The sequence below is a fragment of the Hydrogenophaga sp. genome, assembly GCF_036675665.1.
Lineage (GTDB): Bacteria > Pseudomonadota > Gammaproteobacteria > Burkholderiales > Burkholderiaceae_C > Hydrogenophaga.
This window is the reverse complement of the sequence record NZ_JAKFEO010000015.1, coordinates 94,306-118,363: the sequence shown is the minus strand read 5'-3', so window position 1 is coordinate 118,363 and position 24,058 is coordinate 94,306. Positions and strand designations below refer to the sequence as shown.

Annotated in this window: 26 protein-coding genes; 14 read left to right on the top strand and 12 right to left on the bottom strand. The window is 65.8% G+C overall.

What is annotated here, in order from left to right; all coding sequences use genetic code 11:
• Window positions 1-89: 89 nt before the first annotated feature.
• Window positions 90-1,610 carry an acetaldehyde dehydrogenase ExaC gene (gene exaC, locus V6M63_RS08590; RefSeq protein WP_332741164.1) on the top strand — a complete coding sequence of 507 codons (1,521 nt, stop codon included), beginning with the start codon at window positions 90-92 and terminating at the stop codon, window positions 1,608-1,610.
• A 124-nt stretch (window positions 1,611-1,734) separates the two neighbouring features.
• Window positions 1,735-2,112 carry a DUF779 domain-containing protein gene (locus tag V6M63_RS08585; protein ID WP_332741163.1) on the top strand — a complete coding sequence of 126 codons (378 nt, stop codon included), beginning with the start codon at window positions 1,735-1,737 and terminating at the stop codon, window positions 2,110-2,112.
• Between the two features lie 12 nt (window positions 2,113-2,124).
• On the opposite strand, the gene V6M63_RS08580 is transcribed toward V6M63_RS08585, so the two are convergent.
• From V6M63_RS08580 to V6M63_RS08570, 3 genes are read right to left on the bottom strand one after another with little or no spacing between them, the layout of a single operon-like run.
• Window positions 2,125-3,231 (bottom strand): helix-turn-helix domain-containing protein, encoded by a 1,107-nt coding sequence (locus V6M63_RS08580; protein WP_332741162.1) that lies wholly within the window; start codon window positions 3,229-3,231, stop codon window positions 2,125-2,127.
• A 52-nt stretch (window positions 3,232-3,283) separates the two neighbouring features.
• Window positions 3,284-3,976, bottom strand: coding sequence for a nucleotidyltransferase family protein (locus tag V6M63_RS08575; RefSeq protein WP_332741161.1), 693 nt, complete (start codon window positions 3,974-3,976; stop codon window positions 3,284-3,286).
• A complete protein-coding gene (locus tag V6M63_RS08570; protein WP_332741160.1) occupies window positions 3,973-5,064 on the bottom strand; it encodes an XdhC family protein in 1,092 nt (363 codons plus the stop codon). Before V6M63_RS08570 ends, V6M63_RS08575 begins: the two co-directional genes overlap by 4 nt.
• A 259-nt stretch (window positions 5,065-5,323) precedes the next feature.
• Between V6M63_RS08570 and V6M63_RS08565 the strand changes: the two genes are divergently transcribed.
• From V6M63_RS08565 to V6M63_RS08545, 5 genes are all read left to right on the top strand, one after another.
• Complete coding sequence (locus V6M63_RS08565; protein ID WP_332741159.1) at window positions 5,324-5,800, top strand: 4Fe-4S dicluster domain-containing protein; 477 nt, start codon at window positions 5,324-5,326, stop codon at window positions 5,798-5,800.
• A 71-nt stretch (window positions 5,801-5,871) separates the two neighbouring features.
• Window positions 5,872-7,719: an aldehyde ferredoxin oxidoreductase family protein gene (locus V6M63_RS08560; protein ID WP_332741158.1), complete on the top strand. Its 1,848-nt coding sequence runs from the start codon at window positions 5,872-5,874 to the stop codon at window positions 7,717-7,719.
• Window positions 7,720-7,800: 81 nt separating this feature from the next.
• Complete coding sequence (locus V6M63_RS08555; protein WP_332741157.1) at window positions 7,801-9,141, top strand: NAD(P)/FAD-dependent oxidoreductase; 1,341 nt, start codon at window positions 7,801-7,803, stop codon at window positions 9,139-9,141.
• A 111-nt stretch (window positions 9,142-9,252) separates the two neighbouring features.
• Window positions 9,253-9,507 carry a sulfur carrier protein ThiS gene (thiS, locus tag V6M63_RS08550; RefSeq protein ID WP_332741156.1) on the top strand — a complete coding sequence of 85 codons (255 nt, stop codon included), beginning with the start codon at window positions 9,253-9,255 and terminating at the stop codon, window positions 9,505-9,507.
• Window positions 9,508-9,548: 41 nt separating this feature from the next.
• Window positions 9,549-9,812 carry a hypothetical protein gene (locus V6M63_RS08545; protein ID WP_332741155.1) on the top strand — a complete coding sequence of 88 codons (264 nt, stop codon included), beginning with the start codon at window positions 9,549-9,551 and terminating at the stop codon, window positions 9,810-9,812.
• 13 nt (window positions 9,813-9,825) lie between these two features.
• On the opposite strand, the gene V6M63_RS08540 is transcribed toward V6M63_RS08545, so the two are convergent.
• From V6M63_RS08540 to V6M63_RS08525, 4 genes are all read right to left on the bottom strand, one after another.
• Complete coding sequence (locus tag V6M63_RS08540) at window positions 9,826-10,362, bottom strand: hypothetical protein (protein ID WP_332741154.1); 537 nt, start codon at window positions 10,360-10,362, stop codon at window positions 9,826-9,828.
• 29 nt (window positions 10,363-10,391) lie between these two features.
• Entirely contained in the window at window positions 10,392-11,462 is a 1,071-nt protein-coding gene (locus tag V6M63_RS08535) for a flavodoxin family protein (RefSeq protein ID WP_332741153.1), read from the bottom strand.
• Between the two features lie 83 nt (window positions 11,463-11,545).
• A complete protein-coding gene (locus V6M63_RS08530) occupies window positions 11,546-12,028 on the bottom strand; it encodes a DUF1579 domain-containing protein (RefSeq protein WP_332741152.1) in 483 nt (160 codons plus the stop codon).
• A 32-nt stretch (window positions 12,029-12,060) separates the two neighbouring features.
• Window positions 12,061-12,789, bottom strand: coding sequence for an NIPSNAP family protein (locus tag V6M63_RS08525; protein WP_332741151.1), 729 nt, complete (start codon window positions 12,787-12,789; stop codon window positions 12,061-12,063).
• Between the two features lie 78 nt (window positions 12,790-12,867).
• Here V6M63_RS08525 and V6M63_RS08520 point away from each other — a divergent pair, with 78 nt between their 5' ends.
• Window positions 12,868-13,836 carry a helix-turn-helix transcriptional regulator gene (locus tag V6M63_RS08520; protein WP_332741150.1) on the top strand — a complete coding sequence of 323 codons (969 nt, stop codon included), beginning with the start codon at window positions 12,868-12,870 and terminating at the stop codon, window positions 13,834-13,836.
• On the opposite strand, the gene crcB is transcribed toward V6M63_RS08520, so the two are convergent.
• The 5 genes from crcB to V6M63_RS08495 all read right to left on the bottom strand — a co-directional run bounded on the left by crcB (window position 13,823) and on the right by V6M63_RS08495 (window position 18,183).
• Window positions 13,823-14,215, bottom strand: coding sequence for a fluoride efflux transporter CrcB (crcB, locus tag V6M63_RS08515; RefSeq protein ID WP_442909564.1), 393 nt, complete (start codon window positions 14,213-14,215; stop codon window positions 13,823-13,825). The genes V6M63_RS08520 and crcB overlap by 14 nt on opposite strands.
• A 10-nt stretch (window positions 14,216-14,225) precedes the next feature.
• Entirely contained in the window at window positions 14,226-15,212 is a 987-nt protein-coding gene (locus tag V6M63_RS08510; protein ID WP_332741149.1) for a recombination-associated protein RdgC, read from the bottom strand.
• Window positions 15,213-15,294: 82 nt separating this feature from the next.
• Window positions 15,295-16,590, bottom strand: coding sequence for a TRAP transporter large permease (locus tag V6M63_RS08505; RefSeq protein WP_332741148.1), 1,296 nt, complete (start codon window positions 16,588-16,590; stop codon window positions 15,295-15,297).
• The gene (locus V6M63_RS08500; RefSeq protein WP_332741147.1) at window positions 16,583-17,086 is read right to left on the bottom strand and encodes a TRAP transporter small permease; all 504 of its coding nucleotides are present in this window, start codon (window positions 17,084-17,086) and stop codon (window positions 16,583-16,585) included. The genes V6M63_RS08505 and V6M63_RS08500 overlap by 8 nt, the downstream gene beginning before the upstream one ends.
• A gap of 131 nt (window positions 17,087-17,217) precedes the next feature.
• The gene (locus V6M63_RS08495) at window positions 17,218-18,183 is read right to left on the bottom strand and encodes a TRAP transporter substrate-binding protein (protein WP_332741146.1); all 966 of its coding nucleotides are present in this window, start codon (window positions 18,181-18,183) and stop codon (window positions 17,218-17,220) included.
• A gap of 95 nt (window positions 18,184-18,278) precedes the next feature.
• On the opposite strand from V6M63_RS08495, the gene V6M63_RS08490 reads away from it, so the two are divergent.
• From V6M63_RS08490 to V6M63_RS08465, 6 genes are all read left to right on the top strand, one after another.
• The gene (locus tag V6M63_RS08490; protein WP_332741145.1) at window positions 18,279-19,214 is read left to right on the top strand and encodes a LysR family transcriptional regulator; all 936 of its coding nucleotides are present in this window, start codon (window positions 18,279-18,281) and stop codon (window positions 19,212-19,214) included.
• Between the two features lie 163 nt (window positions 19,215-19,377).
• Window positions 19,378-20,154, top strand: coding sequence for a putative hydro-lyase (locus V6M63_RS08485; protein ID WP_332741220.1), 777 nt, complete (start codon window positions 19,378-19,380; stop codon window positions 20,152-20,154).
• A gap of 14 nt (window positions 20,155-20,168) precedes the next feature.
• Window positions 20,169-21,137: a TRAP transporter substrate-binding protein gene (locus tag V6M63_RS08480; protein WP_332741144.1), complete on the top strand. Its 969-nt coding sequence runs from the start codon at window positions 20,169-20,171 to the stop codon at window positions 21,135-21,137.
• An 83-nt stretch (window positions 21,138-21,220) separates the two neighbouring features.
• Entirely contained in the window at window positions 21,221-21,730 is a 510-nt protein-coding gene (locus tag V6M63_RS08475) for a TRAP transporter small permease (RefSeq protein WP_332741143.1), read from the top strand.
• A gap of 27 nt (window positions 21,731-21,757) precedes the next feature.
• On the top strand, window positions 21,758-23,056 hold the full coding sequence (locus tag V6M63_RS08470; RefSeq protein ID WP_332741142.1) for a TRAP transporter large permease: 1,299 nt from the start codon (window positions 21,758-21,760) through the stop codon (window positions 23,054-23,056).
• 27 nt (window positions 23,057-23,083) lie between these two features.
• The gene (locus V6M63_RS08465) at window positions 23,084-24,046 is read left to right on the top strand and encodes a TRAP transporter substrate-binding protein (protein ID WP_332741141.1); all 963 of its coding nucleotides are present in this window, start codon (window positions 23,084-23,086) and stop codon (window positions 24,044-24,046) included.
• Window positions 24,047-24,058: the final 12 nt, after the last annotated feature.

The following is a 24,058-nucleotide window of genomic DNA, read 5'->3' as shown; positions in this document are numbered from 1 at the left end:
TGAAAACGCATGTGGCATGGAACTTGAGGTGTGAAGAGGGCCTGACGAAACAGGCTTCGTCATCAACGTTCACCCCCGAGGAAGACAACATGCTCTATGCAGCCCCTGGCGCCGCCGGCGCCAAGATCACCTACAAAAACCAGTACGACAACTTCATCGGCGGTCGCTGGGTCGCACCCGTCAAGGGCCAGTACTTCGACGTCATCACGCCCGTGTCGGGCAAGGTGTACACCCGCGCTGCGCGCTCCACGGCAGAAGACATCGAGCTCGCGCTCGACGCCGCGCACGCCGCCGCCGATGCCTGGGGCAAGACCGATGCCGCCACGCGCTCCAACGTGCTGCTGAAGATCGCCGACCGCATCGAACAGAACCTGGAGCTGCTGGCCTACGCCGAGACCGTGGACAACGGCAAGGCGATCCGCGAAACGCTCAACGCCGACATCCCGCTCACGGTGGACCACTTCCGCTATTTCGCGGGCTGCGTGCGCGCGCAGGAAGGCGCCTTGAGCAACATCGACGAGACCACGGTGGCGTACCACATCCAGGAACCGCTGGGCGTGGTCGGCCAGATCATTCCGTGGAACTTCCCCATCCTCATGGCGGCCTGGAAGCTCGCGCCCGCGCTGGGCGCCGGCAACTGCGTGGTGCTCAAGCCGGCCGAGTCCACACCCATCAGCATCCTGATCCTGGCCGAGCTCATTGCCGACCTGCTGCCCGCGGGCGTGCTCAACATCGTCAATGGCTACGGCCGCGAAGCCGGCATGCCGCTGGCCACCAGCAAGCGCATCGCCAAGATCGCGTTCACCGGCTCCACCACCACCGGCCGCGTGATCGCGCAGGCCGCGGCGAACAACCTGATTCCCGCCACGCTGGAACTCGGCGGCAAGTCGCCCAACGTGTTTTTCGCCGACATCATGGACAAGGACGATGCCTTCCTCGACAAGGCCGTTGAAGGCCTGGTGCTGTTCGCGTTCAACCAGGGCGAGGTGTGCACCTGCCCGTCGCGCGCGCTGATCCAGGAAAGCATCTACGACAAGTTCATGGAGCGCGTCTTGAAGCGCGTGGCCGCGATCAAGCACGCCAGCCCGCTGGACACCGACAGCATGATGGGCGCGCAAGCGAGCAAGGAACAACTCACCAAGATCCTCTCGTACCTCGATCTGGGCAAGCAGGAGGGCGCCGAGGTGCTGGCCGGCGGCGGCCAGGCCCACCTGGGCGGTGATCTGGAAGGCGGCTACTACGTGCAGCCCACCCTGTTCAAGGGCCACAACAAGATGCGCATCTTCCAGGAAGAGATCTTCGGCCCGGTGCTGGCCGTGACCACCTTCAAGGACGAGGCCGAAGCCCTCGAAATCGCCAACGACACGCTGTATGGGCTGGGTGCCGGCGTCTGGAGCCGCAACGGCAACGTGGCCTACCGCATGGGCCGCGCCATCAAGGCCGGGCGCGTGTGGACCAACTGCTACCACGCCTACCCGGCGCACGCGGCTTTCGGTGGCTACAAGGAATCGGGCATCGGGCGCGAGACGCACAAGATGATGCTCGACCACTACCAGCAGACCAAGAACCTGCTGGTTTCGTACTCGGAAAACAAGCTGGGGTTCTTTTAAACCCCCCGCGCCGCGCCTGCGGCGCGTCACCCCCAGGGGGCAACGCGGTGCGGCCCGGCAAAGCCGGTTCCGCCGCGTTCTGGTTGGGGCACTCCGCTCCGGAAAGGTATCTCGGGAAATGCCCATGGTTGAAAAAGTCATTGCCACCCCTGCCGCCGTGGAACTGATCGAGCAGCTCAAGCGGCAGCACGGTCCCGGTCTCATGTTCCACCAGTCCGGCGGCTGCTGCGACAACAGCGCAGCCAACTGCTACCTGCTGGGCGAGATCACCACCGGCGCGGGCGACGTGTACCTGGGCGACATCGGGGGGTGCCCGTTCTACATCGGCAAGGCGCAGTACGTGACCTGGCGCCACACGCAGCTCATCATCGACGTGATCGAAGGCCACGGCGGCACGTTCTCGCTCGAGGGACCGGAGGGCAAGGCGTTCCACACGCGCTCGCGTGTGTTCAACGAGGCCGAGCTGGCCGAACTGGACGCACAGGATTCAGCCCCCCGCTGAGGGCCGGGCGGGTCAGCCCCGGTCGCGCTGGGCGCCGAGCTTGCGGTACACCGTGGCGCGGCTGATGCCCAGCGCGCGGGCGGCTTCCTTGACGTTGCCACGCGCGTCGTCCACCGCCTTGCGGATCATGGCGGTCTCCACGTCCTTGAGCGGCAGGCCATGGCTGGCGCCATGCACCGGGCCGCGTTCGCCGCCCTGGTTGAGCTGGGCCAGCACGCTCAGACGCAGGCCCGACCACAGCGGCACGTCGAGCGGGCCGCGCTGCAGGTGCGCGGCGTCGAACAGCGTTTCCACCGGCACGGCAAACACGTCGCTGCAGTGGCCGGGCGCCATGCCGGCCACGATGCCGAGCATGTCGGCCGCCGAGCGGTTGAGCGCGGTGATCTGCCCGTCGGCGTCCACGCAGACCAGGCCTTCGCTGGCGTCGCCCGGCAGGCTGCCCGGCCAGCTGAGGCACAGCAGCAGCCGGTGGGGTCGGGCCAGCGCCAGCGCGTTCTCGATGCTGCGTGCCGACTGCGTGACGAGGTGCTTGAGGGCGGGTTGTTCCACCACGTTCACACCGGTGAGATCGAGCATGCCCACGCACTGACCGTCGGGCCCCCAGATGGGCGCACCGGCGCAGCTGTAGACACTGGTGGCGTCAAAGAAGTGTTCGCCGCGGTGCAGCCACACCGGCTGCAGCTCGGCCAGCGTGGCGCCGATGGCGGTGGTGCCCACGGCGCGTTCGGACAAGTCCACGCCCACGCGCGCGATGGTCGACGCCTGCGGGTTGTGGCGGTCCACCGGGCCATTGACGTCGATCACCAGGCCGCTGGCGTCGGTGAGGATGGCGAAGTAGCGCGTGTTGGCCATGGCCCGCGTGAGCGACTGGATCACCGGTGCCGCCGCCCGCAGCAGAGGCTGGTTGGCCTCGATGGCGTTGCGCACGGCGCTGTGGGTGACCGCATCGAAGGCGACCGGCTGGTGCGGGTTGAAGCCCATGCCCAGGCAGCGCCGCCACGAACGGTCGATCCACGGCGAGAGTTGCACCGGGGTGCTCGGGTCCCGCGTGTCCAGAACCGATTTGCGCGCCTGCTCGATCAAGGCCAGGCGGTGCGGATGGGTCAAGGGTGACTGCATGTGGGAGTTCACCCAGGAATTAGAGCAGCGTTTGAACGCCCATGCACGCGGATCAACGGCTCACGGGATCGGTGTTAACCCCCGTCGGGGCCACCGGCCAGCGGCAGACCCAGCCGGTGTCGCGGGCCAGGGCGACAAGGTCCTCGGGCGTGTCCAGGTCGCGCGTGTGGTGCGGGTTGTCCACAACCCAGGGCAGGGTGGCTTGTGGGTGGGCGGCGCGCCACTGCCGCAGGCTGGTGCCGGGCGCTGCGAGCAGCTCGGCGCGCACCGCGGCATCGAACATCACCGGATGGCCGGGCACCCCGTTCACCATCGGCATCAACACCCGGCATCCGGCCGGGCGGCGCTGGAACGCGCCAAGCACGGCCCCGATGTCGTCGGCGTCGATCAGGGGTTGGTCGGCCAGCAGCACCATGACCGCCTGCACGTCGCTGCCGAGCGCGTGCAGGCCCAGGTGCAGCGACGAGGCCGGATCGTCTTCGGGCGTGGGGTTGACCACCTGGCGCGGGCTGAGGTGCCCGGGCCATTGCGCCAGGTGTGCCTGGATCTCGGTGGCGTGGTGGCCGAGCACCAGCACCGGCGTTTGAAGCCCGACGCTGCGCACCGAACGCGCCAGCCGCTCCAGCAGGCTGTGGCCCTGCACCTCCAGCAAACACTTGGCCCGCCCGCCCATGCGCCGGCCGGCGCCCGCGGCGAGGATGAGCACGCCGGTGCGCAGCGGCGGTGGCAGGGCGGCGGTGTTCACCGGGCGGTGGTGGGGGAAAAGCAGGCCGGGCCCGACGGCTCGGCGGTGACGTCTGTCAGCGCGTTTTTGGCGTGGGTCACGTCCATGTCGCGCGGCAGCGGCACGCCGTTCTTCACCGCCAGCACCTCGGCCATGATGCTCACCGCGATCTCGGGCGGGGTCTTGCTGCCGATGTAGATGCCGATCGGCCCGCGCAGCCGCACCAGGCTCTCGGGCGTCTGGTCGAAGTGCTCGATCATGCGGGCGTGGCGCGCCTCGTTGTTGCGCCGCGAACCGATGGCACCCACGTAGAAGGCCTCGGTTTCCAGTGCCTCGAGCAGGGCCAGGTCGTCGAGCTTGGGGTCGTGGGTGAGCGCGATCACGCAGCTGCGGCGGTCGACCTTGAAGTCGCGCACCACGTCGTCGGGCATCTCGGTGAGCAGGGTGACGCCGCTCACCTGCCAGGCCGCGCGGTATTCCTCGCGCGGGTCGCACACGGTGACCGCGAAGCCGCTGAACAGGGCCATGGTGGCGAGGTATTCGGTGAGCTGGCCGGCACCGATGAGCAGCATGCGGTACTCGGGGCCGAAGGTGTTGGCGAGCACCTCGCTGTCGTCGATCAGCGGCGAGGGCGCGGTGACCGCGCGCAACTCCACGCGGCCGCTGGCCATCTCGGTGCGCCGCTGCACCATCTGGCCGTCGGCCAGGGTCTGCACCAGCGCGAGCAGCGAGGCCGCGTCCGGGTTGAATTCGAGCACCAGCTCCAGCGTGCCGCCGCAGGGCAGGCCGAAGCGGTGCGCTTCGTCGGCGCTCACGCCGTACTTCACGCGCTCGGGCGCGCCGTCGGGGATCTCGTGGGTGATGCCCGCCATGGGTGCCGCGCCGGCGGGGGCTGTGTGCGCGCGGCTGTAGCGGTAGATCAGGTCGTCCTCGATGCAGCCGCCCGAGACCGAGCCGACCACCGCGCCGGTCTCGCACAGCGCCATGATCGAGCCCACCGGGCGCGGTGACGAACCCCAGGTGCGGACCACGGTGGCGAGCAGGGCGCGCTGGCCCTGGGCGCGCCAGCCGTGCAGCGTGCGCAGGACGGTGACGTCGAGGTTTTCCATGAGGAAGTTGGTGTGTTTTCAGGGTGAATGAATGGCACTGGAGGGAACGGTCACCACCAGCGAGGAAGAGCATGCCACGAAGCGGGCCTGGCGCGCCGCGTTGTGGCTTGTCTCAATCTGAGACTATTTCGCGCAGCGTTCCATAAACACGGGTAAACCCTGAACCTGAAATGGCGGCAGACACAAAAAATCATATGAGCAGATGTGCATAGGCGCTGTTCGTGCGCACCGCGTCTGTTACCCACACGGAGACACAACGATGCAAAAAGTTCTACACATCAATCCCGACAAATGCACCGGCTGCCTGCAGTGCGAAATGGCCTGTTCGTTCGAGAACTACGGCACCTACGCCACGTCGAAGTCGCGCATCAAGGTTTTTGACTTCCACCACACCGGCAAGAAGGTGCCTTACACCTGCACACAGTGCGACGAGGCCTGGTGCCTGCACGCCTGCCCGGTGGAAGCGATCACGGTGGACAGGATGACGGGTGCGAAGGTGGTGAACGAGACCACCTGCGTGGGTTGCAAGGTCTGCACGATCGCCTGCCCCTTCGGCACGATCAACTACGTGCAGGAAACCGGCAAGGTCCAGAAGTGCGACCTGTGCGGTGGCGAGCCGGCCTGCGCCGAAGCCTGCCCGACCGCCGCCATCACCTTCATCGATGCCAACTGGACCGGCATGGACAAGATGAAGCAGTGGGCCGACAAGCTGGGCAACCAGCCATCTGCAGCCTGAAACCTTGTGGGTCAGACCCCTCGCAAAGCGATGTGCTCTGACCCCAACCGATCAACCGAAGGAGCATCAACATGTCATGGGCTGGAAAAATCCTCCGCGTCAACCTGACCGCGGGCACCGTGAAGTCCGAACCGCTGAACACCGAGTGGGCACGTGCCTATATCGGCTCGCGCGGGCTGGGCAGCAAGTACCTGGTGAGCGAGGTCGACCCCAAGGTCGATCCGCTGTCACCTGAGAACAAGATCATCTGGGCCACCGGCCCGTTGACCGGCACGATGGCCTCCACCGGCGGCCGCTACACCGTCATCACCAAGGGCCCGCTGACCGGCGCCATCGCCTGCTCGAACTCGGGCGGCTACTGGGGCGCCGAACTCAAGATGGCCGGCTGGGACATGATCATCTTCGAGGGCAAGTCCCCGAAGCCGGTCTACCTCTACATCAACGACGACGAGGCCGAGCTGCGCGACGCAGGCCACCTCTGGGGCCAGAGCGTGTGGAAGACCGAAGAGGTGCTCAAGTCGAGCCTGCAGGACCCGCTGGTGCGTGTGTCGAGCATCGGCAAGGCCGGTGAAAACGGCGTGCTCTATGCGGCGGTGGTGAACGATCTGCACCGCGCGGCTGGCCGCTCGGGCGTGGGCGCCGTGATGGGCAGCAAGAACCTCAAGGCCATTGCCGTGCGTGGCACCAAGGGCGTGGGCAACATCCGCGACCCCAAGGCCTTCATGAAGACCACCTTCGAGAAGAAGAAGATCCTGGCCGAGAACGCGGTGACGGGCCAGGGCCTGCCAGCCTACGGCACGCAGGTGCTCATGAACGTGATCAACGAGATCGGCGCGCTGCCCACGCGCAACCACCGCGACGTGCAGTTCGAAGGCGCGAAGGACATCTCGGCCGAAGCCATGGTGACGCCGCGTGAGAGCGACGGCAAGAAGCACCTGGTGACCAACCAGGCCTGCTTCGGTTGCACCATCGCGTGCGGGCGCATCAGCAAGATGGACGAAAACCACTTCACCGTGAAGAACAAGCCGCAGTACTGGGGCGCCAATGGTGGCCTGGAATACGAAGCGGCCTGGGCGCTGGGCGCGGCCAACGGCGTGAACGATCTGGAGGCCCTGCAATACGCCAACCTGCTGTGCAACGAAGAGGGCTTCGACCCCATCAGCTTCGGCGCCACCGTGGGCGCGGTGATGGAGCTCTACGAGATGGGCGTGCTCACGAAGGAGCAACTCGGCATCGACGCGAATTTCGGCTCGGCGCAAGCGCTGGCCCACTTCGCCGAGATCACCGCCAAGGGCGAAGGCTTCGGCAAGGAAATCGGCATGGGCTCCAAACGCCTGACCGAAAAGTACGGCCACCCCGATCTGTCCATGAGCGTGAAGGGCCAGGAATTCCCGGCCTACGACGGCCGCGCGATCCAGGGCATCGGCCTGGCCTATGCCACCTCCAACCGCGGCGCCTGCCACCTGCGCGGCTACACCATCGCGTCTGAAGTGCTGGGCATTCCGGTCAAGACCGATCCGGTCGAGAGCGAAGGCAAGCCGGAACTGGTGAAGGCGTTCCAGGACGCCACCGCCGCGTTCGACTCGTCGGGCCTGTGCGTGTTCACCACCTTCGCCTGGGGCGTGGCCGATCTGGCGCCGCAATTGCAGGCCGCGTGCGACGAAGAGTTCACCACCGAAGAGCTGGAGAAGATCGGTGAGCGCATCTGGAACATGGAGCGTGAATTCAACAACGCCGCCGGCTTCACCTCCAAGGACGACAGCCTGCCCAAGCGCCTGCTGACCGAAGCCGCCAAGACCGGTGCATCCAAGGGCATGGTGAGCAAGCTGCCCGAGATGCTGCCCAAGTACTACGCCGCGCGCGGCTGGGACACGGAAGGTCGCCCCACGGCCGAGACCCGGGCTCGCTTGAGCCTGTAGAGCCCGGGCCCGAATCGCCTTGGCCTGAACCCAGGGGGCAGTCACCACGCTGCCCCCTTTCTTTTTTCGAGGAGACAAGACATGCACCACGTCATCCTGGGCGCCGGCCCCGCCGGTGTCATCGCCGCCGAGACCATCCGCAAGCATGCCCCCGCCGACACCATCACCCTGGTGGGTGACGAGGCCGAGCCGCCGTATTCGCGCATGGCCATTCCGTATCTGCTGATGGGCAACGTCAAGGAAACCGGCACCTACCTGCGCAAGGGCCTCACGCACTACACCGACCTGCGCATCGACCAGGTGCCCGGACGCGCCACGGCGGTGGATGCCCAGGCGCGCACCGTGACGCTGGACAACGGCACCCAGCTCACGTTCGACAAGCTGCTGATCGCCACCGGCTCGCACCCGGTGCGCCCGCCGATTCCCGGCATGGACTCGCCCGGCGTGCATCCCTGCTGGACGCTGGAAGACGCGCGCGCCATCATGGCCCTGGCCAAGCCAGGCGCCCGCGTGCTGCAGATGGGCGCCGGCTTCATCGGCTGCATCATCATGGAAGCCTTGGCCGCGCGCGGCGTGGAGCTGAGCGTGGTGGAAATGGGCGACCGCATGGTGCCGCGCATGATGGGCCCGACCGCGGGCGGCATGATCCGCGACTGGTGCGAGAAGAAGGGCGTGAAGGTCTACACCGGCACCAAGGTGGAAGGGATCGAACTCGCCTCGGAGCCCGCGGGCGTGGTGGGCCGGATAGCCAGTGCCATCGGCCTGGGCTCGTCCGAGCCGGCCAAGGGCCTGCGCGTCAAGCTCTCGGGCGGGCAGACCGTCGAGGCCGATCTGGTGATCAGCGCCACCGGCGTGCGCCCGGCCATCGGCTTCCTGAAAGACTCGGGCATCACCTGCCTGGTGGGCGTGCTCACCGACGAACACCTGCAGACCAATGTGCCCGGCATCTTTGCCGCCGGTGATTGCGCCGAAGCGTTTGACAAGGTCAGCGGCAAGACCATCGTGAGTGCCATCCAGCCCAACGCCGCCGAGCAGGCGCGCGTGGCCGCGCTCAACATGGTGGGCCAGAAGGCCGATCTCAAGGGCGTGACGCAGATCAACGTGCTCGACACCCTGGGCATGATTTCCACCAGCTTTGGCAACTGGGAAGGTGTGCCCGGGGGCGAACACGCCGAGCTCACCGACAAGGCCGGCGGGCGCCACCTGAGTCTGCAATTCCAGGGCGACGTCATGGTCGGCTGCAACTCGGTCGGCTGGACCGAACACGTGGGCGTGATGCGAGGCCTGGTGGAAGGCCAGGTGAAGCTGGGCGACTGGAAAGACCGCCTGATGCACGACCCCACCAAGTTGATGGATGCCTACCTGGCCAGCGCGCAGGGGCAAGGGCAATGGGCAGGTGCCGCGGATGAGCGCAGGCGTTGAACGTTTTGCCCCCACGCTCCGCCGCTGCGCGGGTCGCTGCCCCCCGAGGGGGCTGATCCGCCTTGGGGCGGCCCGGCGGCGGATCGTTCCCCGTTGATCACAATGCCATCCATGAACATCACTTTCAAGCTGTTTGCCACGCTCACCGACTACCTGCCCCCCGAGGCCCGGCGCAGCAATCAGGTGTCGCTGGACATCGATCCCGCCACGCCCATCAGCCAGATCATCGAGCCCTTCGGCCTGCCGCCCAAGCTGGTGCACCTGGTGCTGGTCAACGGCAGGTACATCCAGCCCGACGAGCGTCTGAGCGCGACGCTGGCCGAAGGCGATGTGCTGGCCATCTGGCCGCCCATTGCCGGGGGTTGAGGGCTGTGCAGGCGAGCTACGCGGAAAGTTTCGAACGCGACATGGGTTGTACCGAGGCCGAGTGGCTGGGTTGGTTGCCGGCGGCGGTGGGCGCTTGCGTCTGGCGCCGCGAAGGTGCTCATGCCCTCATTGAGGTGCCGCCCGGACAGCTCGCGCTGCGCTGGGCGCAGCAGCCACCGCGCGTGATCGCGCTCATGCGCATGCCGGTGCTGCGGGTGAACTTCGCCTTCAGCGGGCTGGATGCCGGGCAGCGCTACGCGTTCATGAAACGCTTCGACCTGTACATGCAACGCGGCGGTGGCTGAGGCCGCTGCGGTGTCAGGTCGCGGCGACGTCTTTCACATCACCGACCGACGCTGAAATCACCTCGCGTGCGATGGCGGTCTGTCCTTCGTCCTCGGTTCTGGCCACCAGCACCACCTGACCGCTGGCGATCGCGTCCGTCACCAGTTCGGACAGCCAGCCCTCACGGTCCTTCGGTTTGGCCGTCGGGTCGGCGACGGCGCCCATGGCCGCGCCCACCACCGCACCGATGCTCGCGCCCCAGCCCATCATCACCAGCGGCGCCAGCAAGGGACTCGCGATGAACAGGCTCACGTTGGCCGCCACCAGAGCCACCTGCGCCAGCGCGCCGATGCCCGTGCCCACCGCGGTGCCGACGGCGCCGTCCACCACCATGTCCTTGAGCACCGCATTGCTGTCGTTGTCGGGTGCCGCGGCGCCCGCGGGCGTCTGGTCCTGATGGATGTCGATGTGATCGGCTGGCAGTCCCCGCTTGATGAGTGCATCGCGCACCTGGCGGGCTTCCTCCACGGTGGCAAAGAAGCCAGTGACGAAATGATGGCGCGTGTCCATGCCGGTCTCCTGTGGGTTGGGTCGTGCGGTCATTTGGGGCGCGGACGGGCGCGCTCCGGCTGCAGCGGCCGCAGACGCCCACCGCGCAGTTCGACCACGGCCTTGCCGAGGGCCTGCGCGGCCTGGCGCGTTTCTTCCTGCACGTCGAGATCGCGGTCCAGCGCTTCGTGGCTGGTGGCGTAGGGTTCGTAGTAGCCGATGTGCCGGTCGATCCGGGCGTTGGTACCGGCGTCGATGAATCCCATCCAGTCGAGCCAGTCGCACAGCGAGCGGCGCGAGCCTTCGATGCCGGCCACGTCACCATGCACCACCACGCCGTAGGCCCGGCCTGCCAGGTGTTTCGGGTAGTCCCAGCCGGCCATCTCCAAGGTCTTGGCCAGCGCGGCCTTCTTGCCGCCGGTGGAGGTGGGGTCGGGGTTGCCGCCGTCGGCGCACACCAGACGGTCGATCATCAGCTTGAGTGGGCTGGGGCTCTGGTACCAATACACCGGCGTGACGATGAACACCGCGTGCGCGGCGGTCCAGCGCTCGTAGATCTCGGCCATCCAGTCGTGCGTCTGGCCCAGTGCGTGGTTGGGGTAACAGCTGCAGGGCCAGTGGCACAGCGGCATGGCGGTGGACACGCAGCCTTTGCAGGGATGGATGTGCAGGCGGTAGCTGGAGGTGAGATGGCTCAGGTCGAGCACGTCGCATTCGATGCCGGTGGCCTCCAGTGCCTCGCGCGCGATCTGTGTGAGGCGAAAGGTCTTGGAGATTTCGCCTGGGCAGGTGCCGTCGTTGCGCGCCGAGCCGCACACCAGCAGCACACGGGTGGGTGTGTCGGCCAGCGCCCACCGGGCCTGGGCCGCGTCGATGCGGGCCTTGGTGGCCACCCATTCGACCGAGAGGTCGTAGTCCGGGTCGGCGTAGCCTGCTCCCGCCTTTTCCGTGAAGGGGGCCTTGCGGCCTTCCTTGTAGGCGTCCCAGGCGATGGCCTCCAGGCGCGCGATACCGCTGTCTTCGGCGCGGAATCCCGGATCCACGAAGAGGGCGCGAAAGCGCTCGGCGAACTGCGCCCGCTCCAGCGGGGCGGGGGCCTGTCCTGTGCGGATCTGGGTCATGGTGCGGTGCCAACGTGTGGGGTTCGGCTACCCACTGTGAAAGCGCGACGCGCGAGCGTCTGTTCGCCACCGCACCGTTGGTTTCACGCGGCGCGCTGGCGGTGGAAACGCATCGTCCAGTTGACTTCCCAGGTGGCGCCGGCGTCGATGGAAAACGCCTGCTCCCAGAACGGCGATGCGGTGTGCGTGTCGGTCCAGCGGAAGCGCACACGGATGGCACGGCCGTCGAGCTCGTCGTCGGCGAAGAAAGTGCCCACACCCTCTTCGAACGAACCGACCACGGGCACATCGAGGCGGTGCGGGTGGCGGCCATCGAGCCACCAGATGGACCAGCGGCTGGTCTGCGGGTCGTGCGCGCGCAGCGTGACGGCGTGGTAGCTGCCGTCGGGCAGGTTCAGCAGGTTGTCGTCGACGATGCCCTGGCCGTCCAGCACGGGGTGGGCGCTGCAACTGCCGTCGAAGGTCTGCCAGTCGTCGCTGCCGCACAGGCGCTCGCGCAGGCGCCGGTGCGTGACCCGCCAGGTGCCGTGCAGGAAGTCGAAGTCGTGTGAACCGAGGGTGGTCATGGGTGGCTCCTTGGGTGACGAAGGGTTGAGGTTCAGGCGTGCAGGGCCGAGCGCGCGGTGGGCACCAGGCGGTGGCTTTCGGCGGGGCGCGCCAGCCAGGGCGCGAGTGCAGGCTGTGCGTCGCGCGCCCAGGCGCCGCCGCGGGCGAAGGCCTCGAAGGCGGTGAGGTGGTCGAACAGCGCCAGGCCGACCAGCACCGGCTCGCCTTCGCGCACCGGCAGGCGCGGAAAGTCGTTGGGGCGGGTTTCGCTCACGTACCAGCCGATCTGCCGCGCGCCGCCCTGCCGGAGCACGGGCGAGAGCACCTCGCGGCACAGCCTGAGCAGGTCGTCGCTGGCGGGTGCACGCAGGGGGAAGACGCTGGCGTCCAGCAGGCCGGGTGGTGTTGCAGTGCCGATTGCCGGGCGCCCGGATGTCGGGTTGTCGATGCCCGCGCCAGGCCAGGCCGGGCGAAGCAGGAACACGTCGTCCGAATCCACCATGGTGGCGTTGGCGGCGTCGCGGTGCGCGTGCCACACCGGGCCGCCGTAGAAGGCCTCCAGACCCGCGCGGCGGCGGGCCATGTCGGCAAAGCCGCGCAGCCAGACGAAACGCTGGTCGTCGTCGAGGTCGCGGAACTGGCCGATCACGCGCATGCCGACCGCCTCCTGGGTTTCGACGAACTCGCGGTCGAACAGATCGATCAGGGTGTCTCGCTGGCCGGGGTGCAATGTGTAGCGGCGCAGTTCGACCAGGGAGGATTCGGACGGGGTGGAAGACATCGGGGGCTCCTTGAAAACGGTGTGACGATGATCTGCCTCATAACCTGACATCTCGTGTCATGTTTAAATCGGCGGGCCATGAAAGCCAGCCGATTGCTCTCCATCCTGATGCTGCTGCAGGCGCGCGGCCGTCTGACGGCGGGCGCGCTGGCGCAGGCCATGGAGGTGTCGGAGCGCACCGTGCTGCGCGACATCGATCAGCTCTCGGCGGCGGGCGTGCCGCTGTGGGGCGAGCGCGGGCGGCATGGCGGTTTCCAGTTGCGCGAGGGCTGGAGCACGCAGCTCACCGGCATGACCGAGCCCGAGGCCAACGCGCTGTTGCTCGCCGGCCTGCCCGGGCCGGCCACCGAGCTGGGCCTGGGTGCCGCGGCGGCGTCGGCCCGCCTGAAGATGGTGGCCAGCCTGCCCGGCGAGTGGCGTGAACAGGCCGACCGTGTGGGCCAGCGTCTGCACATCGACGCGGTGGATTGGTACCGCACCCAGGACGCACCGCGGTTCCTGCGCGAGGCGGCTGATGCGGTCTGGCGCGCACGGCGCATCGACGTGCGTTACGACAGCTGGCGGGGCATGACGCAGCGTTTGCTGGAGCCGCTGGGGCTGGTGCTCAAGGCGGGTGCGTGGTATCTGGTGGCGCGCGCGGTGGAGGCACCAGCTCGGGGCGATGGGGGTGACGGCGTGCGCACCTACCGGTTGGCGAGCATGCTGGATCTGAAAACGGGCGCTGCCTTCAGACGCCCCAAAAGCTTCGACCTTGCCGGCACCTGGCGGGCATCTGCCGCGCGCTTCGAATCGGACCTGCGGTCGATCGAGGTTCGTGTCCGCGTGTCAGACCGTGCCATGAAGTGGCTGGCGAATGCGCGCATTCCATATGCCGATCAGACGGGTGATGAGGTCACGATCCGCGTGGAGTCCATTGAGCAGGGCGCCCGGCAATTGCTGGGCTTCGGCGATGAGATCGAGGTGCTGGCGCCACCCGCGATGCGCCAGCGCATGGCGCAGCAGGCCGGCGCGGTGGCGGCGTTGTACGGCCTGCCTAGGCCGGGGTGAGCCAGAGCGCGGCCGTGCGCAAGCCCAGCCAGGTCAGCAGCAGCGAACCGACGAGGTGCAGGCTGGCCACGCCGCTGGCCAGCACGAGGCGGCCTTGCTGCAGCAGCGTCACCACCTCGGCCGAGAAGGTGGAAAAGGTCGTCAGCGCCCCCAGCAGGCCGGTGACGATGGCCAGGCGCCACACGGGGTCGAGCTGCGGCTGCGCATTGAAGAAGGCCAGCGACAGGCCGATGGCGTAGGCACCGATCCAGTTGGCGGCGAGGGTGCCCCAGGGCAGCAGCGAGCCCGGCGCGCTGAGCCACAGACCCAGGCGCCAACGGGCCAGAGCACCCACGCAGGCCCCCAGGCAGATGGCGATGACGCTGGGCACGGTGTTCATCGCTCAGGCTTTAGAAGGGCGGGCCTTCATCGTCACCATCGGCGGTGACCGCGGCGGGCTGAGCCGCAGCCGGTGCCTCGCCCGCGGGTGCGGCGCCGAACGCCATCTCGCCGCCCAGCGCCTCGACCAGTTCGGGCAGCAGCTTCTGCAGCTCGCCGGTGGACAGGGCCACGTCGGCATCAAAACCGTTCTCGCCTTCGTCGGGCCGGCCGTCGAACACGCCTTCGAGGAAGTTGATCTTCTTGAGCTGCAGCGACTCGGTGAGCACGAAGCCGATGCGGCCTTCCCAGCTCAGCGCCAGGCGCGTGGGCAGTTTGCCCTCGGTGATGTGCTGGCGCACCTCGTCGGTGGCGAGGTTGTGGCGGGTGAATTTCACCGACGACTTTTCCTCGTCGCCCGATTTCAGCTCGCACTCGCGTTCCACCGCGAAGCCGCCCGGCCATTCGTCGGGCGTGGTGGCCGAAAGCCATTGCGTCATCGCGGTTTGCGGCGTCACGGTGGTCTGCAGCAGGGTGATCACCAGGCCATCGAAGGCTCGCACCAGGGCGGTCACGACCTCGTCGATCTTTCCTTGGCTGCTGGCGTCGGTCACGAGCCAGCCGGCTTCCAGGTCGAGCCAGACCCACACGTTCATCTGGCGCGCAAACGCTTGCGGCAGCAGGGTCAGCAGCGCATCTTCGCGCAGCGCCTTGGTTTCCTTCTTGCCGGGCTTGCGGCCGGTGGTGGCCTCGATGTGGTCGGCCTCTTCCTGCGCCTTCTTTTTCACCACCGAGCCGGGTACGCCCTTGGTCTCGATCTGGAGTTTCAGGATGCGCTGGCCGGCCACCGACTCCACCAGCGGGCCGTGGGCCTCACCACGCGGCTCCACCCAGCCGACCGATTTGTCCTGCGTGGCACCACAGGGCTTGAAACGGGCCGCGTCCAGCGCAGCTTCCATGTCTGCCAGCGTCGCCGTCCAGCCGGGGGCAATGCGGTAGATCGTCACATTCTTGAACACGAAAATCCTTGTTGATCTGCAATACAAAAAAAGGCCCGCCAGTTTGATCGTGGCGGGCCTTGCATCTTAGGTGATGGCGAGGTCACATTCTCGATGGCAACCAGGTAACGATTTGCGGAAACCACCACAGCAACAGCAGCGCCAGCACCATCAGGAGGAAGTAGGGCATGCAGACCTTGGCGATCCAGGTGATTTCGCGCTGGGTCATGCCCTGCAGCACAAAGAGGTTGAAGCCCACGGGTGGCGTGATCTGCGCCATCTCCACCACGATCACCACGAAGACGCCGAACCAGATCAGATCGAGGCCGGCGGCAGTGACCGTGGGCAGGATCACGCCCATGGTCAGCACGATCATGGAAATGCCGTCAAGAAAACAGCCGAGCACGATGTAGAACAGCGCCAGCGCCACCAGCAGCACGCCTGGCGACAGGTTCAGCCCGGTGACGAACTCTGCCAGGTGGCGCGGCAGGCCGATGTATCCCATGGCCAGTGTGAGAAAGGCCGCACCCGCGAGGATCAGCGCGATCATGCAATAGAGGCGTGTGGCGCCCAGCAACGAGTCGCGGAACGTGGTCCAGTTCAGCGAGCCTTGCGCACCCGAGAGGATGAGTGCGCCCACCACGCCCACCGCCGCCGCTTCGGTGGCGGTGGCGACGCCGGTGTAGATGGTGCCGATCACGCCGCCGATGAGCACGATCACCGGGATCAGGTGGCGCGACTCGCTCAGCTTCTGCGTCAGCGTCATGCTCGTGTCGCTCCGCGGCACCTTCTTCGGGTTGAGCAGTGCCCAGATCATCAGGTGTCCACTGAACAGCCCGGCCAGCATCAGGCCGGGAAGCACACCCGCCACGAACAGCTTGGCGATGGATACCTCGGCCGCCACGCCGTAAACGATCATGATGATCGAGGGTGGAATCAGCAGGCCGAGCGTGCTGGCGCCACCGAGCGATCCGACGATCTTTTCAGGCGGGTAGCCACGCTTGGTGAGCTCGGGGATGCTCATCTTGCCGATGGTGGCGCAGGTGGCGGCCGACGAACCCGAGACCGCAGCGAAGATGGTGCTGCCCAGGATGTTGGTGTGCAGCAGCCGACCGGGCAGGGCGTTGACCCAGGGTGCCAGACCACGGAACATGCTCTCCGAGAGCTTCGTTCGGAACAGGATCTCACCCATCCACACGAACAAGGGCAGCGCGGTCAGCGTCCAGCTGCTGGCCGATCCCCAGATGGTGATGGCCATGGCGTCGCCCGCCGGCCGCGAGGAAAACATCTCCATGCCGATCCAGGCCACGCCCGCGAGCGTGAGGCCGATCCAGACGCCGCTGCCCAGCAGGGCGAACAGCGAGACGATGAGCATGGTGGTGACGAGGACTTCATTCATGTCGCGTCTCCACGCTGTCGTGCGAACGCTTGCGCTGCAACTCCAGCACCCAATCGTCGACGAAGGCGATCAGCAGCACCGTGGTGCCCACGGCCATGAGAATCTGCGGAATCCACAGCGGCGTGGCATCGGCGGCGGTGGAGATGTCGTGGAATTGGTGCGACTGCCAGGCCAGCCGCCAGGCGTAGACCGCGAGCAGGCCGGCCAGAAGCACCGCTACCGACAACGACCACAGCTCCAGTCCGCGCCGCGCGCGGCCGGTGAGTTTGCCGATGATCAGCGTCACGCGGATGTGTTCACCGCTTTTGAGGGTGTGCGCCAGCGCGAGAAACCCCGCACCTGCCATGGCGTAGCCTGCATAGGCGTCGGTGCCGGGCACATAGAACTGCAGCGCGCGACCCAGCACGGACAACAGCACCATGAGCAGCACGCCGATCATGAACAGCGCGGCCAGCCAGGCCGCGCCGAGGTAGAGAGAATCGAGGAATTTGCGCATGGGGATGTGACTTCAGATGAATGACCCGTTGCGCGTGCCCGGGTCCAACCCAGTGAGACCGCCGAACCGGCTTTGCCGGGCGGCAGGTCTCGCCCCCTTGAGGGGGTCGCGCGGAGCGCGGCGGGGGGTGTTTACTTTTTATACGCGTCGAGCATGGCTTGGCCGTCGGGACCCGCTTTTTCAAGCCATTCCTTGAGCATGGTCTCACCCACCTTCTGCATGTCGGCCTTGAGCGCAGCCGACGGCGGCTCCACCGCCATGCCATTGGCCTTGAGGATGGCCAGCGTGTCGGTGTTGACCTTTTGCGAAGCAGCCCAGCCGCGGGCTTCGGCGTCAGCGCCGGCCTTGAGCAGCGCGTCCTGCGTGGGCTTGTCCAGTGCGTCGAACGCGCGCTTGTTCACGATGATGGCGTTCTTCGGCAACCAGGCCTGCACGTCGTAGTAGAACTTCAGGTGCTCGTAAAGCTTGCTGTCCACGCCGGTGGCGCCCGAGGTCATGTTGGCTTCGACCGCACCGGTGGCCAGCGCCTGCGACAGCTCGGCGGCCTGCACGGTGACCGGTTGTGCGCCCACCAGTTCGGCGATGCGCGAGGTGGCCGGGCTGTAGGCGCGCCACTTGCTGCCTTTGAGGTCGGCCGCGCTGCTCAGGGGCTTCTTGCTGTAGATGCCTTGCGGAGGCCAGGCCACGGTGTAGAGCAGCGTCATGCCCTGCTCTGCGAGCTTCTTCTCCAGAATGGGCTTCTGTGCCTTGTAGAGCTTCATGGAATCGGCGTAACTGGTGGCCAGGAAGGGCAGGCCATCGGCGCCGAACATCTGCCATTCATTCTGGTACGCGGCCAACAGGATCTCGCCGATCTGTGCCTGCCCGCCTTGCACGGCGCGCTTGATCTCGGGAGCTTTGAACAACGATGCACCGGGGTGCACGGTGATCTGCAGTTTGCCGCCCGTGGCCTTCTGCACATCGGACGCGAATGAAGCGAGGTTGACGGAATGGAAGTTGGTCGCCGGGTAGGCTGCCGGCAAATCCCATTTGGTTTGTGCGTGGGCAGCGGAGCCCAGGACAAGGGCGGCGGCGAACAGGCCAAATTGGTTCTTCATGGTTTCTCCGGGACAATGGGTTGAATGACGAGGACCATCAGCATAAATGCAAATACCGGGCCAGACGCTCGGGTATTTCCCCCGGAGTCGATTCCATGAACCTGCGATTTGTCGAAGCGTTTTACTGGGTGGCGTCGCTCAAAAGCGTCACGCGTGCGGCCGACAAGCTGTTCCTCACGCAATCGGCCATGTCCAGCCGCATTGCAGCGCTGGAGGAAGAACTCGGTGTTCTGCTGCTGGATCGGCGTGACAAGCAGTTCCGCCTGACGGTGGCGGGAACACGCTTCTTCACTTATGCCCAGCGGCTGCTGGAGCTGCAGCGCGAGGTGAAGGCCGAGATGGGATCGGGTGCCGCGTTGGCGGTATCGCTGCGCATTGGCGCCATCGAATCGGTACTGCATTCGTGGTTGATCCCCTGGATCGAGAAACTGCGCGCCGACCACCCTGCGCTGGCGCTGGAACTCACGGTGGAGACCACGCCCATCCTGGTGGAGCAGGTGCAACGCGGCACGCAGGACATCGTGTTTGCCGCGTTGCCCGCGGCGGCCGACGGCGTGCGCAGCCGAAGCCTGCCACCGATGGAGATGGTGTTCATGGGGCATGCGCAACTGCATCGCAAGCGCCGTTATGCATTGAGCGAATTGTCCGAACTGGAACTGTTGACCTTCCAACGCGGTTCCCACCCGCATGTGGCGCTGATCGATCTGTTTCGGCAGGAGGGCGTGGAACCCGGTCGTGTGCACACCATCTCGTCGATCTCGGCCATGGTGCAGCTGGTGCAGGGGGGCTTCGGTGTGGCCACGCTGCCTCTTTACGCGGTCCAGCGCATGCAGAACTACCCCGACCTGCGCCCGCTGGCATGCGACAGCGCGTTGCAGCCGTTGCCGATCCACGCCAGCTATCGGACAGACCCCACCACGGACGCCGTGGAGACGGTGGTGAAATCGGCCTTGACCTTCGTTGAAGCGCAGTTTGGTACCAAGACTCGCGCCGCGCGTGCACCATCCAGGCGCACCGTGCCCCGTTCGTGAGCATCGAAAAAATCGATGAGATAAGCGAAAAATTTTGAATTTGAGTTCACGCTGATCGCCCTCCACAATCCGCCCATCGTCATCACGGTGACATGCGAAAGCAGCAGGAGACGCGGTGGATTCAACTCCCCAATTGGCGGTGGATGTGTTCGGGCAGGACGGCCTGCAGAACGCTTCCCATGTGCGCAGCTTGATCCGCCTGGGTCGTTGGAGTTCACACACCAGCGGCCTGGCCGACCAGCATGTACAGGGCAACGTTGTCATCCTGCCGGAGTCGTTGGCCGTGGATTTCCTGCGTTACTGCCAGCGCAACCCCAAGCCCTGCCCGCTGCTGGCGGTGTCGGAACCAGGTGATCGCCTGTTGCCGACGCTGGGTCCGGACATCAACATCTGTTCCGACTTGCCGCGCTATCGCGTCTGGCGCCATGGTGAACTGATCGACGAGCCCACGGACATCACCAGCCTCTGGCGTGAAGGTCTGGTGAGCTTCGTGATCGGTTGTTCGTTTTCCTTTGAGCAGGCGCTGATGGTGGCTGGTTTGTCGTTGCGCCATGTTGAGCAGGGGCGCAACGTTGCCATGTATCGAACCAACATCCCCACGGAACCAGCCGGCCTTTTCAGTGGCCCTTTGGTGGTGTCCATGCGCCCCATGAAGGCTGCAGACGCCATCCGAGCGGTGCAGGTCACATCGCGCTTTCCCAGTGTCCACGGTGCACCGGTGCACATCGGTGATCCGTCCCAGATCGGCATTCACGACCTTTCGCGGCCCGACTATGGCGACGCGGTGGACGTGCTGCCCGATGAACTGCCGGTGTTCTGGGCTTGTGGCGTCACACCGCAGGCCGCGATCCAGCAGGCCCGTCCCGCGTTCTGCATCACGCACGCCCCCGGTGCGATGCTGATCACCGACCTTCTCAATCACCAGTTAGCCATTTTTTGAACCAGGAGCCTACGATGAAAAAGATGCTGTTCTGCCTTACCGCTGTCACCCTTGCCGGCGCCGCTTCGGCACAAACCAGGTGGGACCTTCCCACGGGGTATTCCGCCAACAGTTTCCAGACCCAGAACGTGCAGCAGTTCGCCGACGAGGTGGACCAGCTCACCGGCGGCAAACTCAAGATCACGGTGCATCCGGGCGGCTCGCTCTACAAGGCCAACGAGATCAAGCGCGCCGTGCAGACCGCTCAGGTGCCGGTGGCCGAGTTCATCCTGTCGGGGTCGGCCAACGAGAACGCCCTGTTCGGTCTGGACTCCATCCCCTTTCTGGCCACCACCTACCCCGCGGCCAAGCGCCTGTACGAAGCAGGCAAACCGGCCCAGGACAAGCTGTTGGGTTCCCAGGGCATGAAAGTGTTGTTCACCGTGCCATGGCCCGGTCAGTCGCTCTACTCGATCAAGCCGGTGAATAGCCCCGCCGATCTGGCTGGCACGAAGATGCGTGCCTACAACCCCGCCACCACGCGCATTGCGCAGTTGCTCAAGGCCCAGCCGGTCACCATCCAGCTGGCAGAACTGCCGCAGGCGCTGGCCACCGGTGGGGTGCAGAACTTCCTCACCTCCAGCGCCAGTGGTGTCGAGAGCAAGCTGTACGAGCAGGTGAAGTACTTCTACCCGGTCAGCGCATGGTTGCCGCGCAACGCCACCGTGGTGAACCAGAAGGCCTTTGATGCGCTGGACAAGCCCCTGCAGGACGCCGTGATCAAGGCGGCTGCTGCGGCTGAGCAGCGCGGCTGGGTCACCAGTGAGAGACTCAACGGCGAGTTCATCAAGGAACTCGGCGCCAAGGGCATGACGATTGCAGAACCGTCCGACAGCCTCAAGAAAGAGCTCGCCGCCATCGGCGAAACCATGACCAGCGACTGGCTCAAGACCGCCGGCCCCGAAGGCCAGGCCGTGATCGACGCTTACCGCGGCGTGCGGTAAGCCGCCTCCCTGACGGGCGGGCGCTTCTGCCCGCTCGCCTCACTCCCTTTTTTTTGCCCTTCAACCGAACCCAGGAGAGTGCGGTGTCCCAATTCGCCTTTCGTTTCTACCAGGGGCTGATGTTCCTGTCGTGCGTATCCATGATCGCGGCTTTTGCCGCCGTGCTGCTCGGTGTCGTGGCGCGTGAAGTGCATTGGGACATCCCGGGGCTTGATGCCTATGCGGGCTATGCCATTGCTTGTGCGCTGTTTCTCGCCCTGCCCACCACGCTGCGGCATGGCGATCACATTCGCGTGACGCTGTTGCTGGACCGTTTGCCGACACGTGTTCGTGGTGCGCTGGAATGGATCTGTCTCGCCGGAGGGTTGGTCATCGCGCTGGCGTTGGCCTGGTACGCCATCCGACTCGTTTGGGTCTCTTGGGACACGCACGACATCTCCCCGGGTGCAGACGCCACGCCTCTGTGGATTCCCCAACTCGGCATGGCGCTGGGTTGCGTTGGCTTTGCGCTGTCATTTGCCCATGCGCTGCTGATGCGCTGGCAGGGCGGCCACTTCATTGCGGTGAGCACAGAAGCCGCGCACATCGAATAACTCCCGCTCTGCCTCGAAGGAATTTCCATGGATATCTTGATTGCCGCAGGCCTGATGCTGCTGCTGCTCGCCCTGCTGGGTGGCGGTTTGTGGATTGGCCTGTCCCTGCTCGCGGTGGCGCTGATCGGCATGGATCTGTTCACCTCTCGCCCCGTCGGTGACAGCATGATGTTGACCATCTGGGGTTCAACATCAAGCTGGACTCTGACGGCGCTGCCGCTGTTCCTGTGGATGGGCGAGATTCTGTTTCGAAGCAAGCTTTCGGACGACATGTTCAAGGGCCTGGCCCCCTGGCTCGATCGACTGCCGGGCCGCCTGCTCCACACCAACGTCGTGGGCTGCACCATCTTCGCGGCGATCTCGGGTTCGTCCGCGGCCACCTGCGCCACCATCGGCAAGATCACGCTGCCGGAGTTGAAGAAGCGGGGGTACCCTGAAGACATCTCGGTGGGCACGCTCGCCGGCGCTGGCACGCTGGGCCTGCTGATTCCCCCTTCGATCATCATGATCGTCTACGGTGTCGCGGCCAACGTCTCGATCTCCAAGCTGTTTCTGGCCGGTGTGTTGCCGGGCTTGATGCTGGCAATGCTGTTCATGGGCTACATCATCGTGTGGGCTCTGTTCAACAAGGACAAGGTTCCCGCCGCCGATACGGCCATGACCTTTGCTCAGAAGATCCATGCCTCGCGGCACCTGATCCCGGTGGTCTCACTGATCGCTCTGGTGCTGGGGGGTATCTACAGCGGCATTGCCACCGCCACCGAAGCGGCCGCATTGGGTGTTGGCGGCGCTCTGTTCCTGGCCAGGATCGAGGGCTCGCTGGACTGGGCGCGCTTCAAGGACGGTTTGGTCGCTGCCTGTCGCATCTACTGCATGATCGGGTTGATCCTGGCGGGCGCTGCGTTCCTCACCCTGGCCATGGGCTTCATTGGTCTGCCGCGCCACCTGGCCGAATTCATCGGCGGGTTGCACCTGTCGCCGTTCAATCTGATGCTGATGTTGATCGTGTTCTTCATCGTGCTCGGGTGTTTTCTGGATGGCATTTCGATGGTGGTGCTGACCATTGCGGTGTTGTTGCCCACCGTCGAAGCCGCCGGCTTCGACCTCATCTGGTTCGGCATCTTCATCGTGCTGGTGGTCGAGATGGCACAGATCACACCCCCGGTGGGCTTCAATTTGTTTGTGATCCAGGGATTGACCCGGCGCGAAGTGACCTGGATTGCCCGCACCGCATTGCCGCTGTTCCTGCTGATGCTGGTCGCGGTGCTCCTGACCTACTTTGTTCCCGACATCGTGCTGTGGCTGCCGCGCCAGATGCAGAGTTGAGCCTGGCCCACTGAACCGGAGATGCCCATGAAGCTGTTTCTGCTGGCCGCATTGACTGCGGCCTCGGTGACGCACGCGCAGACGCGCTGGCAACTGGCAACTGGCTACAGGGCGGACTCATTTCACACGCAGAACCTTGCCCAGTTCGCGGGCGATGTGGAGCAAGCCACGGCTGGCGCGTTGCGCATCGAGCTTCGCCCCGACAACACCCTGTTCAAGCTCGTGGAGATCCGTCGGGCGGTGCAAGAGGGCAAGGTGGAGGCGGGTGAGACCATCATGACCAGCATGGTGGGGGATATCCCGATCGCGGGGGCCGATGCCATTCCCTTCGTGGTGCAAAGCTATGGTGATGCCCGTCGGCTCTGGCATTTGCAGCGCCCATTGATCGAGAAGCATTTTGGAGCGAGAGGGTTGAAGGCTTTGTACGTGGTGCCCTGGCCACCTCAAGGGTTGTTCACCAACCAGCCAGTGCACTCGGCGGCCGACTTCAAAGGCACACGCATGCGCACCTACAACCAGTCCACCGTGCGCATCGCCGAGATGCTGGGTGCTTCGCCGGTGGATGTGCCGATGGTCGAGGTCAATCAGGCGCTCGCCGACCGCAGGGTGGACAGCATGATCACCTCCGCCGTGACCGGGGTGGAGAACCGCGTGTGGGACCAGATCGGCTTCTACTACGGTATCAACGCCTGGTTCCCCAAAAACATTGTGTTCGTCAATGCCAAGGCTTTTGACGCTTTGCCCACATCAGTCCGTGAGGCGGTGACCCAGGCTGCCGCCCGCGCCGAGGTACGCGGCTGGGCGCTGAGTGAGGCGGTGGCCAACGAATCCACCCAGGAGTTGCAGCGCCGCGGCATCAAGGTGGGCCGCGTGCCACTCGGCTTCGAAGCTGAACTCAAGCGTCTGGGCGAAAAGTTTTCCCGTGAATGGGTGAGATCGGTGGGCAGCGAAGCCAACCTGATCTTCGTTCCCTACTACCTTCAACGTTAAAGTTCGCAAATC

Excerpts from the sequence above, each read along its gene's own strand:
- exaC (WP_332741164.1), top strand. The coding sequence starts at position 90 with ATGCTCTATGCAGCCCCTGGCGCCGCCGGCGCCAAGATCACCTACAAA.
- V6M63_RS08585 (WP_332741163.1), top strand. The coding sequence starts at position 1,735 with ATGGTTGAAAAAGTCATTGCCACCCCTGCCGCCGTGGAACTGATCGAG.
- V6M63_RS08580 (WP_332741162.1), bottom strand. The coding sequence starts at position 3,231 with ATGCAGTCACCCTTGACCCATCCGCACCGCCTGGCCTTGATCGAGCAG.
- V6M63_RS08570 (WP_332741160.1), bottom strand. The coding sequence starts at position 5,064 with ATGGAAAACCTCGACGTCACCGTCCTGCGCACGCTGCACGGCTGGCGC.
- V6M63_RS08565 (WP_332741159.1), top strand. The coding sequence starts at position 5,324 with ATGCAAAAAGTTCTACACATCAATCCCGACAAATGCACCGGCTGCCTG.
- V6M63_RS08560 (WP_332741158.1), top strand. The coding sequence starts at position 5,872 with ATGTCATGGGCTGGAAAAATCCTCCGCGTCAACCTGACCGCGGGCACC.
- V6M63_RS08555 (WP_332741157.1), top strand. The coding sequence starts at position 7,801 with ATGCACCACGTCATCCTGGGCGCCGGCCCCGCCGGTGTCATCGCCGCC.
- thiS (WP_332741156.1), top strand. The coding sequence starts at position 9,253 with ATGAACATCACTTTCAAGCTGTTTGCCACGCTCACCGACTACCTGCCC.
- V6M63_RS08545 (WP_332741155.1), top strand. The coding sequence starts at position 9,549 with ATGGGTTGTACCGAGGCCGAGTGGCTGGGTTGGTTGCCGGCGGCGGTG.
- V6M63_RS08540 (WP_332741154.1), bottom strand. The coding sequence starts at position 10,362 with ATGGACACGCGCCATCATTTCGTCACTGGCTTCTTTGCCACCGTGGAG.
- V6M63_RS08535 (WP_332741153.1), bottom strand. The coding sequence starts at position 11,462 with ATGACCCAGATCCGCACAGGACAGGCCCCCGCCCCGCTGGAGCGGGCG.
- V6M63_RS08530 (WP_332741152.1), bottom strand. The coding sequence starts at position 12,028 with ATGACCACCCTCGGTTCACACGACTTCGACTTCCTGCACGGCACCTGG.
- V6M63_RS08525 (WP_332741151.1), bottom strand. The coding sequence starts at position 12,789 with ATGTCTTCCACCCCGTCCGAATCCTCCCTGGTCGAACTGCGCCGCTAC.
- V6M63_RS08520 (WP_332741150.1), top strand. The coding sequence starts at position 12,868 with ATGAAAGCCAGCCGATTGCTCTCCATCCTGATGCTGCTGCAGGCGCGC.
- crcB (WP_442909564.1), bottom strand. The coding sequence starts at position 14,215 with ATGAACACCGTGCCCAGCGTCATCGCCATCTGCCTGGGGGCCTGCGTG.
- V6M63_RS08505 (WP_332741148.1), bottom strand. The coding sequence starts at position 16,590 with ATGAATGAAGTCCTCGTCACCACCATGCTCATCGTCTCGCTGTTCGCC.
- V6M63_RS08500 (WP_332741147.1), bottom strand. The coding sequence starts at position 17,086 with ATGCGCAAATTCCTCGATTCTCTCTACCTCGGCGCGGCCTGGCTGGCC.
- V6M63_RS08495 (WP_332741146.1), bottom strand. The coding sequence starts at position 18,183 with ATGAAGAACCAATTTGGCCTGTTCGCCGCCGCCCTTGTCCTGGGCTCC.
- V6M63_RS08490 (WP_332741145.1), top strand. The coding sequence starts at position 18,279 with ATGAACCTGCGATTTGTCGAAGCGTTTTACTGGGTGGCGTCGCTCAAA.
- V6M63_RS08480 (WP_332741144.1), top strand. The coding sequence starts at position 20,169 with ATGAAAAAGATGCTGTTCTGCCTTACCGCTGTCACCCTTGCCGGCGCC.
- V6M63_RS08470 (WP_332741142.1), top strand. The coding sequence starts at position 21,758 with ATGGATATCTTGATTGCCGCAGGCCTGATGCTGCTGCTGCTCGCCCTG.
- V6M63_RS08465 (WP_332741141.1), top strand. The coding sequence starts at position 23,084 with ATGAAGCTGTTTCTGCTGGCCGCATTGACTGCGGCCTCGGTGACGCAC.